Below are 13,766 nucleotides of genomic sequence, written 5' to 3'. Positions count from 1 at the left end.
CGTGTTTGAACATGCCGCGGCAAAAGGAGTTCATTCGGACAAGCTACGGAGACCAAAGCAGCGGATGATCACCAACACCGACATCGCGATCCGGCTCGCCGTCGCCGCGGTCCTGGGCAGCCTCGTCGGGTTCGAACGCGAGCGGCTGCTGTGGGCGGCGGGCGTTCGCACTCATATGCTGGTGAGCGTCGGTTCCGCATTGCTGATGATCGTTTCGGCCTACGGTTTCACGCGCGCGACCGAGATGCCGCATGTCGTCCTCGACCCGTCGCGCATCGCCGCGCAGGTGGTCTCCGGCATCGGCTTCCTGGGAGCGGGTTCGATCCTGCTGCGCGGCCAGGTGGTGAAGGGCCTCACCACCGCGGCCAGTGTCTGGAGCGTCGCCGCCATAGGGCTGGCTTCGGGCGGTGGCCTGTATTTCGCCGCCGCGCTCGCCACCGCGATCATCCTGCTCATCCTTGTCGGCATCAAGCCTCTCGAGGACGCCTATCGATCCCGCGTGCAGAGTGCCGTCATCAAGGTCACCGCCGAAAGAGGTTCGCTCGACCCGGATCATGTCAAGAAACTGCTCGGCATTCGTGGCGGTCAGCTAAGCCGCCTCGTCACGATCCCGGCCGCCGATGATCTCGAGGAGACACGACTTCATCTCGCCCGGGTGTCCCAGCGCGATATCCGTCTTGGCCTGGCGCGGCTCAAGGAGGCGCCTGGCGTCCATGATGTGGAGACCGAGAAGCGAAAGGCGGCGGACCTGGAGCGATCAGCTATCGCGCAACGCCTGCGTCGGGCCTCCTCGGTACGACGTGCCTGGCACCGCCATCATGGCCGATGCAGATCGCCCCGGCCGCGACGATACAGCAGGCGGCGATCCGCCAGGCCGTCAGGCGCTCGTTGAGGAAGACGCGACCGATCACGGCCGCGAAGACAACACTGGTTTCGCGCAGCGCCGACACTGAGCCCATGGGGCCGAGCGACATGGCGAAGATCACGATGCCATAGGCGATCAGCGAGACGACGCCACCGCCCGCCGCGATGAGCGTCTCGCGCGGCCCTCGTACGAGGCTTCGCCAATCACGGAGAAGCGCATAGACGGGCGGCGCGAGCACACCCCACAACAGGCACATCCAGACCGTGTAACCAACGGGTGTCCCGGATAGCCGGACGCCGATCCCGTCGGTGACGCTGTAGGCGCCGATGAAACATCCCGTGCCAAGTGCGTAGGGGAGGCTTCCCAGACCGAGCTTGCGCCCCTGGAAGGCGAGCGAGATGATGCCGCCGGACACCAGCAGCACGCCGATCGCGCTGATCGTGTCGGGCATTTCGCCTGCGAACAGCGCGGCGCCCAGTGACACCAGGACAGGCGAGGAGCCACGCGAGATCGGGTAGGTTTGGCCGAGGTCGCCGCTTCGATAGGTTCGAACCAGGAACAGATTGTAGCCGACGTGGAGGAGCGCCGAGAGAAGTGCATATCCCCAGCTCGCTCGCTCCGGCATCGGAACCACGGGAACGAGGACCGCGCAGACCAATGCGATCGCGATGCACATCATCGTCATCGACCACAGCCGGTCCGCGCCGGAGCGCAGCAGACCGTTCCAGCTTGCGTGCAGGACTGCGGCCAGCAGGACGAGAAGACCGATACCGGGAGACATGGCCCGGTCGCTACCGAAGCCGGGCATGGTCGGCAAATGCCGGGTTGTCCCACGTCATGGAGACTTGTTGGCGGATCAGCCCGTCAGGGGCAGTTCGTCCAGAAGCAGCCACTGCTCGGCCGGAATGCGCGACGCGAACACGCCGAAATCCGCCGCACCGAGCAGTCCCCTCATGTGGGACTTGTCGGCCATGTCGGCGGCCAGCAGGGCAAACCGGTCTCCGGCGCGGAATGTCGCCTCGATGTGAGCGAGGATGTGGCGCTCAAGTGCCGGATCCTGGCGCTGGCCGGCGCTGACGTCCGACAGCACCCGGATCGGCAGCCCCCTCGATCGCAAGTCTTCGATCATGGTCCGCAAGGCTGTGTAGTGCTCATCGACTGCCGCTCGGTCCCACACGCCGGTTCCGGTGACGTAGATGATCCCCACCTCGGGATCGAACGCCCGCTCAATCACGATACGCCCCCAGCAACTCATGACGCCATGAATAGCATTGTTCGCTGGCCCCCGTCGCCGGCAATCGCGTTGGGCTCAGGCAATCTCTCCTATTGCGCCGTATCGATGTCGCTGGCGTTCCGTTTGCGACCCAGGCCGATCTTCTGCGCCAGCTCCTTGCGCTTCTCGGCATAGGCCGGCGCCACCATCGGGTAGGTGCGCGGCAGGCCCCACTTCGCCCGATACTCTTCAGGCGTCATGTTGAAGTTCGTGCGCAGGTAGCGCTTGAGCATCTTGAGCTTCGCGCCGTCCTCCAGACAGACGATGTGGTCGTGCTTCACCGAGGCACGGATCGGCACGGCCGGGACCGGCGACTCCTCGACGGGCTTCGGCGTGGACGATGTGTCCAGGGCGGCGAAGACCGACTGGATCAGCGATGGCATCTCCGTCGGCGCCACTTTGTTGTGGGACACGTGCGCCGAGACGATGTCGGCGGTGAGCGTGATCAAATTCTGGTCGGGCATCGGTTTCTCATCATCTGTTCGCGCTGCGTGTTCGGACCCTGCCGCTCTTTGCTCTTGTCCCCGTCCGATGGAAAGAGCCGAGGTTTGGCCCGAGCGGCTGCCCGTCCTGGAGGGCACCGGGCTGGCGGTCTTTGCCTGAGCCCCAAGCCGGGTCTCGGCCATGACGGGCTTTCATCCCTACCGCGTTTCCATGGCGCGCGGGAGGAGGAGGGGGAGACGGGGCACTTGTCTTCGGCCGTTTCGCCAGGCGGCGGGCGCGGCGCATCAGAGGAGAGAAGGATCTCGACAGAGTGTCGCCGGAAACAGGTTCCGAGCGATATTCGAAAGGTTGAGACCATGAATATCGGTGAAATCGTCGTCGTGAATGGCCGTCTCGAAGGCCGCATCGCGACCCGCACCATCGACCTGCCGCGCATCGGTCTGCGCAAGGTGGAGAGCATGAACGATCGTGCGCCCGTCTACGAGATCCTGACCCTCAACGTCGCCAAGCGCTGGGTCCAGATCGGCGCGCTGTGGCAGGCGGCGATGAAGCGGACCGGGGAAGTCTTCCTCGCCGGCAATATCGACGACCCGAGCCTGCCCGAGCCGCTGCCGATCGCGCTCTTCCCGAACGAGACCGGCGGCTATTCGATCGCCTGGCGTCGCGACACGGTGCGTTCCGATCTGGGTGGCTCCGGCTTTGCGGGGGCCGCCAGCTTCGGCGGGCAGCGCGCGCCCGAGGATCTGGGTGACGGAAGCTTCGGCGGCAGCACCGCGGGCGCCAACGGTGAACTGACCGGTCAGGGCGCTGAGGGCGAACTTGCGGACGATCGCGTCCCCTTCTGAGCACTCACCTCTTGATCCCGGCCGGGGGCGTGAGCGCACGCCTCCGGCCTTTTCCCCACATTCGGGAGACTTCCCATGTCCGACGTTTCCGCGCGCAGCGTGCGCCATTTCCAGGACCTGCCGACCCTCTATGCCGCGATGATCGAGACGCCCGAGTTCAAGCGGGCGTTCGGAGATCCGCTCCCCCTCTCGATCGTCGAGCCCGGCGATGAGCCCGGCGAGCATGACATGCCCGAGCCGCTCGCGGCGCAGGCCGAATGTGGTGCTGTGATCGCCACCATCTTCGACCTGCTGGCCGGCACCCGCCTCGAACCGCTCTCGGCGGAAATCGCCTGGGGCTTCGTCAACAGCTTCCACTTCGTCGCGAGCAAGCTCGAACGGCGCGAGGACGCGCTGGCGGACGAACTGCGCGACATGACACGGCGCATGGACCCGTCCGAGGTCTTCACCGTCGAGCTGGAGGAGAAGCAGCTGCTCTGCCAGTCCACCTTCGAGCAGCGCGAGGCGGTCGAGTGCATGCGTGACTATGCCGCCGAGATGTATCGGGCGCAGTCCGGATGGCCCTGGTCGCCGTCGCGCGGCAGCAAGGCGTCGAAGGCGTCAAGCGCGACCCAGATCGCCGTGCAGGATTTCCTTCGCTCCCGCACGCTCACCGCCCGCGAGCGCTATCACCCGGAGGGGCCGATCGTCATCGCGTCGGGCCATGCCGAGTGGCACGACTGGCAACCGATCTGGGAGCGGCTGGACCTGATCCGGACCCGCCTGCCGCACCTCACCATCGTCACGACGGCGCAGCGCAAGGGCTTCGATGCGATCGTTGCCGCCTGGGCTGCGGACCGGGTCGTGCCGCTGGTCGCTTACACGCTGACCGGTTCGGGGCGCGGCGCACCCTTCGCGCGCAACCGCAAGATGGTCGAGCTGAAACCTGTCGAGGCGGTGCTTGGCGAGGGCTCGGGGATCCAGGCCAATCTCTACCAGGCGCTGCGCGCGGCCGGCGTTCCGATCCATGCCTTCCGCAAGGCCGACCAGGCGGCCGCCGAAACGGTGCGGCGACCCGGGCAGGGGGCGTCCGTCCAGCGCGGGACGGCATCCATCCACTGATCCAGCGGGGCGGCGCGGATCCGCGTCGCCCCTTTTTCGGGAGCGTGTCATGACCATCCCCGACCATGTGAGCCGCAATTTCGCGACACTGGGTCGTGCAGCCCAGTCCGGCAATCTCGGGATGATCGAGTGCGCCGATCCTGCGACCGGCGAGATCCATTTCCTGCTGTGCGCCGTCGCTGCGACCGGATCGGGCATCCCGAGGATCGTCTTCGCCGAGCTTCTCGGCAGCAACCCGTTTGACAGGCTGCTGCCCGTCGTAGACATGCCCGGGAGTCGCCGATGATGGGGACAGATTGTGATGCCGCTGGCATCGGTGGAAGCGATCCGGACTTTTGGTCGGCCCCGTGTCCACGCTGCGACGAGCAGGCCGAGCATGGCTGCTATGAGCAGGTCGCCGGCAGCGTGAACATCTATCTGACGGTGCGGTGCGCTCATTGCGGCTTTGCCAGCGGCTTCGACTGGCTGACGCCATGAAGGGACGGGCAGCGGGCGCTACGCTCTCGCTGCCCTCCATGATCGATCATCGTCATGACGGCCGCGGTTGCCGTCAAGGACGGCGGGGCCCCACCATTTTGCCATGCAAAATCGTGACCCCCACCGCCGCTTCGCGATCGCCTGACGGCGCTCCTTGACTGCTGCCCTGGCGCCATGGGCTCTTTTACGTTGTACTGTGTGGAGACCCTGCCCTTCGGGGGCATCGAGCCCCCGAAGGGCACTCTTTCTCTCAACAATTCCAAGCGTGCCACGGGACCGCAACGGCCTCAAGGACGACGGGGCCCCACCATTTTTCCTGCGGAAAAATCGTGACCCCCATCGCCGGCTTCGCCGGTCGCTTCGCGATCCTTGACCCCGCCGCTCAGAGCCCGTGCCGGGAGTGGGACCTCTTTCTTTCACAGGAGGTTCCCATGACGACGTTCCAGCGCAGCACCCGCGATTTCGCCGAGATCGCCGACCTCATCGCCGCCGAGACCCGGCAGCCGACGGATGCGTTCGCAACCGCCTTCGGTTCCGACCTCGACGGAGTGCGGATCGGTCGCGGTGACACGGTGATCACCACCGACATGCCGGACGCAGATCAGGCCCAGCTGGCCGTCGAGCTGATCATCACCACCATCTTCGACGTGCTGCGCGATACACGCCTCGAAGTGGCCGCAGAGCGCCTCGCTTGGGGTGTCGTCAACAGCTTCCATCGGGTGTCGTCGGAATGGGCCGCGCACGCCGACAAGGCCGCCCGCACGATGCAGGACCTGCTCAAATCGGTCGATGGCTCGGAGATCCACTCGGTCGAGCTTGAGGAGGCGCGCGATCGCCTGCAGTTCCTCGACGAAGCCTCCGACGCGCTCGCCTGCATGCGCGATCACGGATCGCAAACCTATCATGCCGAGGTGGGGAAACCCTGGTCGGCACCGAAGGCCACGCTCGTGTCGTCGAAACGGACGCAGGCCGTGATCGAGGGGATCGACTATCTCGCCGCCCGTCGCCAGCGAAAGCTTGGCCAGCATCATCCGGAAGGGCCGCTGGTGGTCTTCTCAGGCGGCAGCCAGTGGAGCGATCCGAAGCCGATCTGGACAGCGTTGACGCAGATGAAGGCGGTGCGGCCGACAATGGTGCTGCTGACCACCGCGCAGGGTCGAGGTGCCGATGTGGTCGCCGAAGCTTGGGCGGCGCGGACGAAGACGCCGCTGGTCAAGCTCGGGATCGACAAGGCACGCTGGGGCAACCGGGCAGGGTTCGTCCGCAACGATCAGATCGCGCGGCTGCAACCGGTCGACGGCATCGTCGCCGAAGGGTCGGGCGTGCAATCGCAGCTGGTCCGGGTGCTGCGTTCGGTCGGCGTGAAGCCGGTGCTGCTCTCCCTCTACGGAGGGCCGGCGCACTGGGCGGTGTGAGGGATGACCACGAAGCGGGATCGGTTCGGCTCCTCCCGGATCGGTCCCGCTCTCTTTTTGTCGAACCCCATTTCGCCGCCCTCGGGGACCGGACGCTGGCGCGTCCGATCCCGTCGGCCGGCGATGCGGCACGTGAGCGTGCCGGCCTCCTGCGCGCGGCTCCGCCGTGCTCGTCGCTGGGCCGCCCCTTCGGGGCGACGTCGACGATCAGGCTTTTCCCGCCGACAGGGCCTGCAGCGCGGCAAGCGCGGTCGATCCGCTCACCCGGATTACATGGCCGATGATCTCGCGAAACTCCCGCTCGGGGAGTTGCTCCACCGACATCTCGGAGACGATCGCGGCATAGCGGTCGCGCACGGCGCGGCGCGCCTGGTCCAGCTCGTTGGTCACCTTGTGGTGGCGGGCCTCAAGCTCCGCCAGTCGATCGCGTTCACTCATCCTGGGCATGTCCATCATCCTGTCCGATGGTCTGCCCGCCTGGCTCCAACATCGTACCGATGGGCAAGGATCGCAATGCCCATGGACGAGACAAGTGCCGCACTGTCTCTGCGGTGCAGTTGATCTGCCCGGCGTTCCGCCGGGAAGGACAAAACTCCCTGCCGGGGGGGCGCCGCCCGGCTGCTGAGGGCGTGGCGCAGCGCTGACGCGCTGCGGGAGGCGGGACGCACGGCCTTGGCCGTTGAAATGCACCGTACGCACACGTGCGGCAGGAGATTGCCATGAAAACACAATTGGATAATGCGTGGTCATCAGCCCACGATGCGTTCGACCAGTGTGGTCACAGGATCACCAGCCATTCTCTCGGCCAAGTAAAACTCTGAGAAACCCTTAAAAAATCTGTGGTCCTCTGACCACAGGCAGTAATCATTGCCTGAGACCGAAATCGTCCCTATAACAACCTTGCTTTCTGACCCTCCGCAGCGGCCTCCTCGGGAGCAGTTGCGTGATCAAGATCAATATCCGCGTTGATGCGGCCGTGCATGAGCGGCTCAGCCGGCGCGCGCACGGCGCCAACCTTTCGCTGTCTGCCTTCCTGCGGTCGGTGCTGGAACAGGCGGCCGATCCCAGTCAGCGATACGTGTTCTCCTCGCAGGACGAAATCCTCGCGACGTCCATCCAGATCCTCACGATCCTTGCGACATCGATCGGTCGGCGCTCGCCCGAAACGCTCGAACACGGGATGGCGGAAGCGCGCGACCTCCTCCTCGAGCGGGGACTGCTCGGACCGGAGCAGCGCTGATGAGCATCTTCCGCAACGACACGCTGGGGTCATGGACCAGGGGCGGGCAGGCCATCGTCCACAACGTCCGCATGTCGACCCAGGTCTTTTTCCAGACCGGGCTCGCCTGCTTCATCCTGTGGGTGATGGGTACCGTCTGGTACGTGCTCGAGAGATCGACCGCCTTCGAACGCTTCGTGCTGGTGAAACTGGCGGAGGCCGCCATCAAGGTGGACGCCGCCGGCGGTACCAACGATCCCGTTCGTTTCCACACGCCGGACGGTCGCCAATATTGGACGTCGGCCGACTGGTTGATGGCCTCCTCCCTTGCGAAGCGGGTGCTTCATCGCTTCGAAATCCTCCTCGTCCACGGGGCGGTGATTGCCGGGCTCTTCGCTCTGATCGCGCTCGGCTGCGCCTGGTTCACCTTTACCCGCACGGGGAGGGGCCTTGGGTCGAACGAATATCTCCGTGGGGCTCGCTTCGGCACTGCGCGGGAGGTCCGTCGCACACTCTGGCGGCAGGCGAAGGGACCGCTTTCAATCGGGGGCGTGCAGGTGCCCGCAGCCTACGAACCTGAGCATATCCTGCTGTGCGGAGCACCCGGTACCGGCAAGACCAACCTCATCACCCACATGCTCGACGGCATTCGCCGGGAGGGCAGGCGGGCGATCGTCTACGACACGGCGGGCAGCTTTGTGGAGAAGTTCTACCGTCAGGGGACTGACATCCTGCTCAATCCGCTCGATGCCCGGACCGATCGCTGGTCGCCCTGGGTCGATGTGCCGCGCGACTATCATTACGACCAGATCGCCGAGTCCACGATCCCCAACAAATCGGGCGACCCCTTCTGGGCGAAGGCGGCGCGAGGCACGCTGGTCGCGGTCATGCGCAAGCTCGCGACCCAAAAGCACATGCTGATCTCCGTGCTGCTCCATCGCATCCTGCGGTCCAAGCTCGCCGATCTCGCGGCATTCGCACAGGGGACGGACGCAGCGGCCTTTATCTCCAAGGAGGGAGAGCGAACGTCGGCAGGCATCCAGGCCGAGCTCGCGTCGGTGATGCGCTCCTTCTCCTATCTCGATGACACGACCAACGGCTTCTCGATCCGCAAGTGGGTCGAGAATGAAAATGGCGATGGCTGGCTCTTCATCTCGGTGAAGGCCGATCAGCTCCCCTCTCTCCGTCCCCTGATCACGGTCTGGCTCGACATCGCGATCAGCGCGATCATGAGCCTCGCGCCTGACCGCGACCGCCGGCTCTACTGCGTCATCGACGAGCTCCCGACACTGCAGAAGCTGCCGTCGCTTTCAGACTTTCTTGCCCGCGCGCGGAAATATGGCGGCTGCGGGATCCTCGGTTTCCAGTCCTATCCCCAGCTCGAGGCCACCTACGGCATTCAGGATGCCGCCGCGATCACCGGCTATTGCTCGACCTGGGTTGCGCTACGCGCCAACGACACGCCGACCGCCAAACACGTGTCGGAGAATCTGGGGCAGGTCGAGCAGGTCGAAGCGAATGAAGGCATGTCCTACGGCGTCAACGATATGCGCGACGGTATCAATCTGTCGCGCATGCAGGTAACCCGGCCATTAGTGCTTCACACCGAGGTCACCAACCTGCCCAACCTCTCAGGCTTCCTCCGCTTCGGCCGCAATCTGCCGGTGGTCCGCTTCCTGGATGACTTCCACGATCTGCCCTCGGTCGCGCCGGCATTCGTGGAGCGGACCGTGCCTCCGCATCGCGAGGCTCGTGCCGAATCGGTGATCCGCGAGATCGCAAAACGGGGGCGGCCGAAGCCGACCGGCGTCGCGGATGGCCCTGAGGATTCGAGCGATGACCTTCCCCCTGATCAGGGTGAGATGTTCGATGAGCCACCTGCCGGTCAGCGAAAGGATCCGACGGTCGATGTTGAGTCGCAGGCCCCTCCGGAGCGACCTCCCCAGAAGCCCGCTCGAACATTCCGCAGCATGGCACCTGTCCCCGGCAGCACGCGCATCGAACTAGACTATCATGACCGGACCGACGGTCCCCGGCACAAGGCGACGCCGGCATGATCCACCCCCGCCGTCTCAAGGGCACGCCCGCCAACGTGGCCCGCTATTATACTGTTGGAGACTATTACACCAAGGGCGACTCTGAGCATTCAGAGTGGGGAGGCCGGATCGCATCCGATCTTGGGCTGTCCGGTCCGGTCGATCCTTGCATCTTCCAGGATCTACTCGCGGGACACGTCCGGGGTCAGCAACTCGGCCGGCACCGCGCTGATGGCCGCATAGAGCACCATCCCGGCTGGGATTTTGCGGTCAATGCGCCGAAATCGGTCTCGATCATGGCGCTCGTTCGCGGCGACGAGCGCATCATCGAGGCTCATGAAAAGGCGGTCGGCACGGCGCTCGCCTATCTGGAAGAGCATGCCGAGTTCCGCAGGCGCGACGACGGGAAGATCATCCACGAAACCAGCGGCCGGCTGATCTACGCTCGATTCACCGAGCATGCGTCGCGTGAACTTGATCCCCATCTGCATACGCATGTCGTCGTCCTCAACATGACGAACCGGGGGGACGGCGATCGCATGGCCAGCCTGGAAACGCGGTCCATGTACGTCGAGCAGATGACGGCGGGGCAGGTCTATCGCAACGACCTCGCACACCGCCTGCGCGAGCTTGGTTACGAGATCGAACTTGACCCACGGCGCGGCCTCTTCGAGATCGCAGGCGTGCCCGAACGGTTGGTCCGGGAAATGTCGCAGCGAGCAGAGCAAATCGAGGCCCATGCCCGCGAGCATGGCTTGACTGGCCAGGCGGCGCGTCGCCGATCCTTCTACGAAACCCGCGGGCCGAAGGAGAGGGCCACGCTCGACGAACTGCGGTCTCGATGGCATGAGCGGGCTAAGCCTCACGAGAAATCCTTCGATCAGCTTGAACGCGCAGTGGCCGAGAACGGGGAGCAGGCAATCGGTGTTGATCGAGCGCTTGCGGGTCGAGCGACACTGTTCGGAATGCGCCAATCGGAGGTTCGAGAGGCCGTCAACAACTACGGCCGCATGTTGCGGGTAGGGCTTGCAAGCCACGTCGGTGAGGTCCGGTCGTCGGACCTCCGGCCACTGCTCGACGAACATGAAATACGACAGAAATTGCTGGCGACGAGCGAAAAGACAGGCGATGCCATTCTCACGCGCGGCAGGACGACGCGGCAGTCCGTGCGGCGCGAATTGGCACTGACCCAGCATATCGCGCTTGCCCTCGACGACGCTCGGCCGGTCGCATCATCCGATCGGTTGCTGTCCGTTCTGGAAGGAGCCGGGCTCACACCGCAGCAGGAACAGGCGCTTGTTGCCGTCGCGACCTCCCGCGACCGCGTCACGGGTATCCTGGGCGTGGCCGGCGCAGGCAAATCGACTCTCGTTGATGTGCTTCATCGGGCGGCTGAGCCCGGCACCGAAATGGTCGCGCTCGCACCGACATCGTCGGCCGCCGCCAATCTCGGCGACATGGCAGGCATCCCCTCTCGCACCGTGGCAAGCCTACTGGCGAGCGGCGGGCAGGGGCTAACCGACAGACACGTGCTTGTCCTTGATGAGGCCGGGCAACTCGGATCGCGCCAGGCGCTCCGCATTCTCGAACTCAGTCGGCTGACGGGGGCAAGGGTCATCCTGCTTGGCGACGACAAGCAGACCGGCGCCATCGAGCAAGGTAAGCCCTTTTGGCTTCTCCAGAAGCTCGGGATGACGACGGCGCATCTGACAGAATCGATGCGACAGCAGACCCGATCGATGAAAGGCGCCGTCACGCAGGCGCGGGCAGGTGACTTTGAAGGCTCGCTTGACCGGCTCGACCGTGTGGTAACGGGCATGCGCGCAGACCAGCTGGCGGAAAATCTTGTTACGGAATGGACACGGCTCAAGCCGGAGACGCGCGCCACGACGAATATCCTCGTTCTGGAGAACGCGACTCGTCTCATCGTGAACAGCCGAATTCGCGAAACCCTCCGGACGGAAGGAGCAATCGCTGCCGAGGACAGCCGGCTTGAGGTGCTGACACCGGCGGCGTTGTCGGACGAGGAGAAGCATTTCGCGCGCTTCTATTCGACCGGGCAAGTCGTGACATTCGGCCGGGACATAGGTGCAGCCGGGATAGCCCGCGATTCCGAATATCGTGTGCTGGGCATGGGGCGCGAGCCGAATGGTCGGCAGATCGTGCGCCTGGTAAACGGCAATGGGCGCACCATACGCTGGGATCCAAGGCTTGGCGCCGCTCGTCACATCAACGTGTTCAATCGCGACGAACGCGATCTTGCCGAAGGGGATCGCATCCAGTGGCGCCTCGCGAGCAAGCAGCTCGACCTCAAGAACGCTGAGCGCGGCACGGTTGAGAAACTGGATGCTGGGATCGCGACGATTCGCTGGGACAGGGACGATCGGCTCCAGCAAGTCGACCTTGGCGAGCACAAATATTGGGATCATGGCTATGCAGAGACTGTCTATTCCGCGCAGTCGAAAACCTACGCCAGGGTCTACGTGCTGGCTCCCGTAGGGTCGGGTCTGGTCAACGGACAGAATTACTACACGGCCATCACTCGTGCGCGCTTTGGTGCCAAATTGTGGACCGAGGACCGCGAGAAGCTTGCTGAGAAGCTCGCTGCGCAGTCGGGGGAAAAGACCTCCGCTCTGGAGGGGCTTGGGCGTCTTGGACAGGATCGGGCGACCGCGTTTGGCGCGCGACACGAAGGTCACCTGACCGCGCTGCGTTCGCAGCAGCGCCTGGATCGCAGTGAACGTCAGGAACGCCTCGCTAATCGGTCGAGCAGAGGCAAGCCGTCCAATCTTGCGGAGAATTTGGCTTTGCGCGCGCGTGGGGCTGCTGAAATTGTCGATCGATGGCTTGGCGCTGTCGTCGAATCGCACCGTGCCACCGAGCCGGGCCGTGTCTCCCAGGAAGATCGAAAAGCGCCGTCACTCGATCCCGAGCTGCGTCGGGGAGGTCGCGATGATCGCTAGTCACTTTACGGTCGCGGCGATCGCCATCGCGCTGGCGGGCATTTGGATCCGGCCCGCAACAGCAATTGCCCGGACGTCGCCAGCGCTCGCGCAGGAGTTCGAGCTTGCACGCTGCATCCGCCGGGTGGCAGGCGGGCGCACGTGGCTTGAGAAGACCCTATGGGGCCTGCGCGACCAGGAAGGCGGCTGGAACGGAGCGCAGATACTCAATTCGGATGGCAGCTTTGATCTGGGACCTTTGCAGATCAACAGCAGATGGATTTCCCGGATCGCTGTGATGACTGATCGGCCTGCGGCGAGCGTACGCTGGTGGCTCGTTCACGACACGTGCTTCAATGTCGATGCGGCTCGGTGGATCTTTCTCTCGGGGCTTGGTCCTCGCGTCGACTACTGGAGGGCTGTCGGGGCTTATCATAGTCCAACCGTATGGCGGCAGAGGATGTACGCTTCGGGGGTCGCCGATCGTCTGCAGCGTCGCTTCGGACCTGCAATCTTTAGTTCGAGAGGCAGGATCCGGTAACGATCTCGTTTTGAAAAGAAGGAGTATCGCAGCCGGCGTTGTCCATCGGTCCTTCCGCTACCAATGGTCTGCGAGGCGCGGCGCGCTTGGCCGTTTGCGGATTCTGTTCGGACGCCACGGTCGACGGCGCGCGTAACGACGTGCCCCCTTCGACGCCGATCGCAAACAGGAAGACCGCGAGAGATGACCACTGGGCGAGATCCCCCAATATCACCCCGGTTATGACCACGAGTAGCCATACGGCGGCGCATCCGAATATGATGATCGCTCTCAACCGGCTCAATGCCGTTCCGCGGCGGATGATCATGAATGCGCCGTAGAACATCAAGGCGACGAATGACGCGATCGTGATTTTCTGATCACCCAAGAGAGCGAGCACTTGGCGCGACTCAAGCCACATACGCGTTACCTACCCCAGCCTTGGGGCCGTCATAGATAGCCCGGACATAGACGCGCAAGGGACCTGCATTACGAGAGTGCCGGCTCGTCGCCTGACGATCAGCGCGACCGCAAGTGGGACATTGCGGATCGGCAGCAATAGGGGCCGTAACTTCCAAGCGGCCGCCCAATTCGCGTGCAGCGACATTTTTCCAGTTGGCGTTAGTCTC

At 64.5% G+C, this 13,766-nt stretch carries 14 protein-coding genes and 1 pseudogene; 10 read left to right on the top strand and 5 right to left on the bottom strand.

From position 1 onward, the window contains the following. Positions 1-64: 64 nt before the first annotated feature. Positions 65-472 (top strand): annotated as a pseudogene (locus HZF05_RS21940) (MgtC/SapB family protein); the annotation flags it as partial. 289 nt (positions 473-761) lie between these two features. Here HZF05_RS21940 and HZF05_RS14250 read toward each other — a convergent pair. The 3 genes from HZF05_RS14250 to HZF05_RS14240 all read right to left on the bottom strand — a co-directional run bounded on the left by HZF05_RS14250 (position 762) and on the right by HZF05_RS14240 (position 2,602). Beyond that, positions 762-1,646 (bottom strand): DMT family transporter, encoded by an 885-nt coding sequence (locus tag HZF05_RS14250; RefSeq protein WP_160363827.1) that lies wholly within the window; start codon positions 1,644-1,646, stop codon positions 762-764. Positions 1,647-1,721: 75 nt separating this feature from the next. Next, positions 1,722-2,099, bottom strand: coding sequence for a hypothetical protein (locus HZF05_RS14245; protein WP_160363826.1), 378 nt, complete (start codon positions 2,097-2,099; stop codon positions 1,722-1,724). A gap of 89 nt (positions 2,100-2,188) precedes the next feature. Beyond that, a complete protein-coding gene (locus tag HZF05_RS14240; protein ID WP_160363850.1) occupies positions 2,189-2,602 on the bottom strand; it encodes a Ros/MucR family transcriptional regulator in 414 nt (137 codons plus the stop codon). A gap of 336 nt (positions 2,603-2,938) precedes the next feature. Here HZF05_RS14240 and HZF05_RS14235 point away from each other — a divergent pair, with 336 nt between their 5' ends. The 5 genes from HZF05_RS14235 to HZF05_RS14215 all read left to right on the top strand — a co-directional run bounded on the left by HZF05_RS14235 (position 2,939) and on the right by HZF05_RS14215 (position 6,420). Next, positions 2,939-3,427: a DUF736 domain-containing protein gene (locus HZF05_RS14235; RefSeq protein WP_160363825.1), complete on the top strand. Its 489-nt coding sequence runs from the start codon at positions 2,939-2,941 to the stop codon at positions 3,425-3,427. 75 nt (positions 3,428-3,502) lie between these two features. After that, positions 3,503-4,528 carry a DUF2493 domain-containing protein gene (locus tag HZF05_RS14230; RefSeq protein WP_160363824.1) on the top strand — a complete coding sequence of 342 codons (1,026 nt, stop codon included), beginning with the start codon at positions 3,503-3,505 and terminating at the stop codon, positions 4,526-4,528. 49 nt (positions 4,529-4,577) lie between these two features. After that, complete coding sequence (locus HZF05_RS14225) at positions 4,578-4,814, top strand: DUF6117 family protein (protein WP_160363823.1); 237 nt, start codon at positions 4,578-4,580, stop codon at positions 4,812-4,814. Continuing rightward, positions 4,811-5,005 (top strand): hypothetical protein, encoded by a 195-nt coding sequence (locus HZF05_RS14220; RefSeq protein ID WP_160363822.1) that lies wholly within the window; start codon positions 4,811-4,813, stop codon positions 5,003-5,005. The genes HZF05_RS14225 and HZF05_RS14220 overlap by 4 nt, the downstream gene beginning before the upstream one ends. A 431-nt stretch (positions 5,006-5,436) precedes the next feature. Next, the gene (locus tag HZF05_RS14215) at positions 5,437-6,420 is read left to right on the top strand and encodes an SLOG family protein (protein ID WP_160363821.1); all 984 of its coding nucleotides are present in this window, start codon (positions 5,437-5,439) and stop codon (positions 6,418-6,420) included. A 207-nt stretch (positions 6,421-6,627) separates the two neighbouring features. Here HZF05_RS14215 and HZF05_RS14210 read toward each other — a convergent pair whose 3' ends face one another. After that, positions 6,628-6,858 carry a hypothetical protein gene (locus tag HZF05_RS14210; RefSeq protein WP_160363849.1) on the bottom strand — a complete coding sequence of 77 codons (231 nt, stop codon included), beginning with the start codon at positions 6,856-6,858 and terminating at the stop codon, positions 6,628-6,630. Between the two features lie 505 nt (positions 6,859-7,363). Here HZF05_RS14210 and HZF05_RS14205 point away from each other — a divergent pair. The 4 genes from HZF05_RS14205 to HZF05_RS14190 are packed head-to-tail and all read left to right on the top strand — an operon-like array spanning position 7,364 to position 13,158. Next, positions 7,364-7,660, top strand: a complete 297-nt coding sequence (locus tag HZF05_RS14205) for a CopG family transcriptional regulator (protein WP_160363820.1) — start codon at positions 7,364-7,366, stop codon at positions 7,658-7,660. Continuing rightward, positions 7,660-9,696, top strand: coding sequence for a type IV secretion system DNA-binding domain-containing protein (locus HZF05_RS14200; RefSeq protein WP_160363819.1), 2,037 nt, complete (start codon positions 7,660-7,662; stop codon positions 9,694-9,696). The genes HZF05_RS14205 and HZF05_RS14200 overlap by 1 nt, the downstream gene beginning before the upstream one ends. Then, on the top strand, positions 9,693-12,638 hold the full coding sequence (mobF, locus tag HZF05_RS14195) for a MobF family relaxase (protein ID WP_160363818.1): 2,946 nt from the start codon (positions 9,693-9,695) through the stop codon (positions 12,636-12,638). Before HZF05_RS14200 ends, mobF begins: the two co-directional genes overlap by 4 nt. Continuing rightward, positions 12,628-13,158 carry a lytic transglycosylase domain-containing protein gene (locus HZF05_RS14190; protein ID WP_220129850.1) on the top strand — a complete coding sequence of 177 codons (531 nt, stop codon included), beginning with the start codon at positions 12,628-12,630 and terminating at the stop codon, positions 13,156-13,158. The genes mobF and HZF05_RS14190 overlap by 11 nt, the downstream gene beginning before the upstream one ends. Here the strand turns inward: HZF05_RS14190 and HZF05_RS14185 are convergent. Next, positions 13,133-13,558, bottom strand: coding sequence for a hypothetical protein (locus HZF05_RS14185; protein WP_160363817.1), 426 nt, complete (start codon positions 13,556-13,558; stop codon positions 13,133-13,135). The genes HZF05_RS14190 and HZF05_RS14185 overlap by 26 nt on opposite strands. Between the last annotated feature and the right edge of the window lie 208 nt (positions 13,559-13,766).

This window comes from Sphingomonas chungangi (genome assembly GCF_013778325.1).
In the GTDB taxonomy this organism is placed as follows: Bacteria; Pseudomonadota; Alphaproteobacteria; order Sphingomonadales; family Sphingomonadaceae; genus Solisphingomonas; species Solisphingomonas chungangi.
The sequence above is the reverse complement of the archived record's forward strand: the minus strand, read 5'-3'. Positions and strand labels throughout refer to the sequence as shown.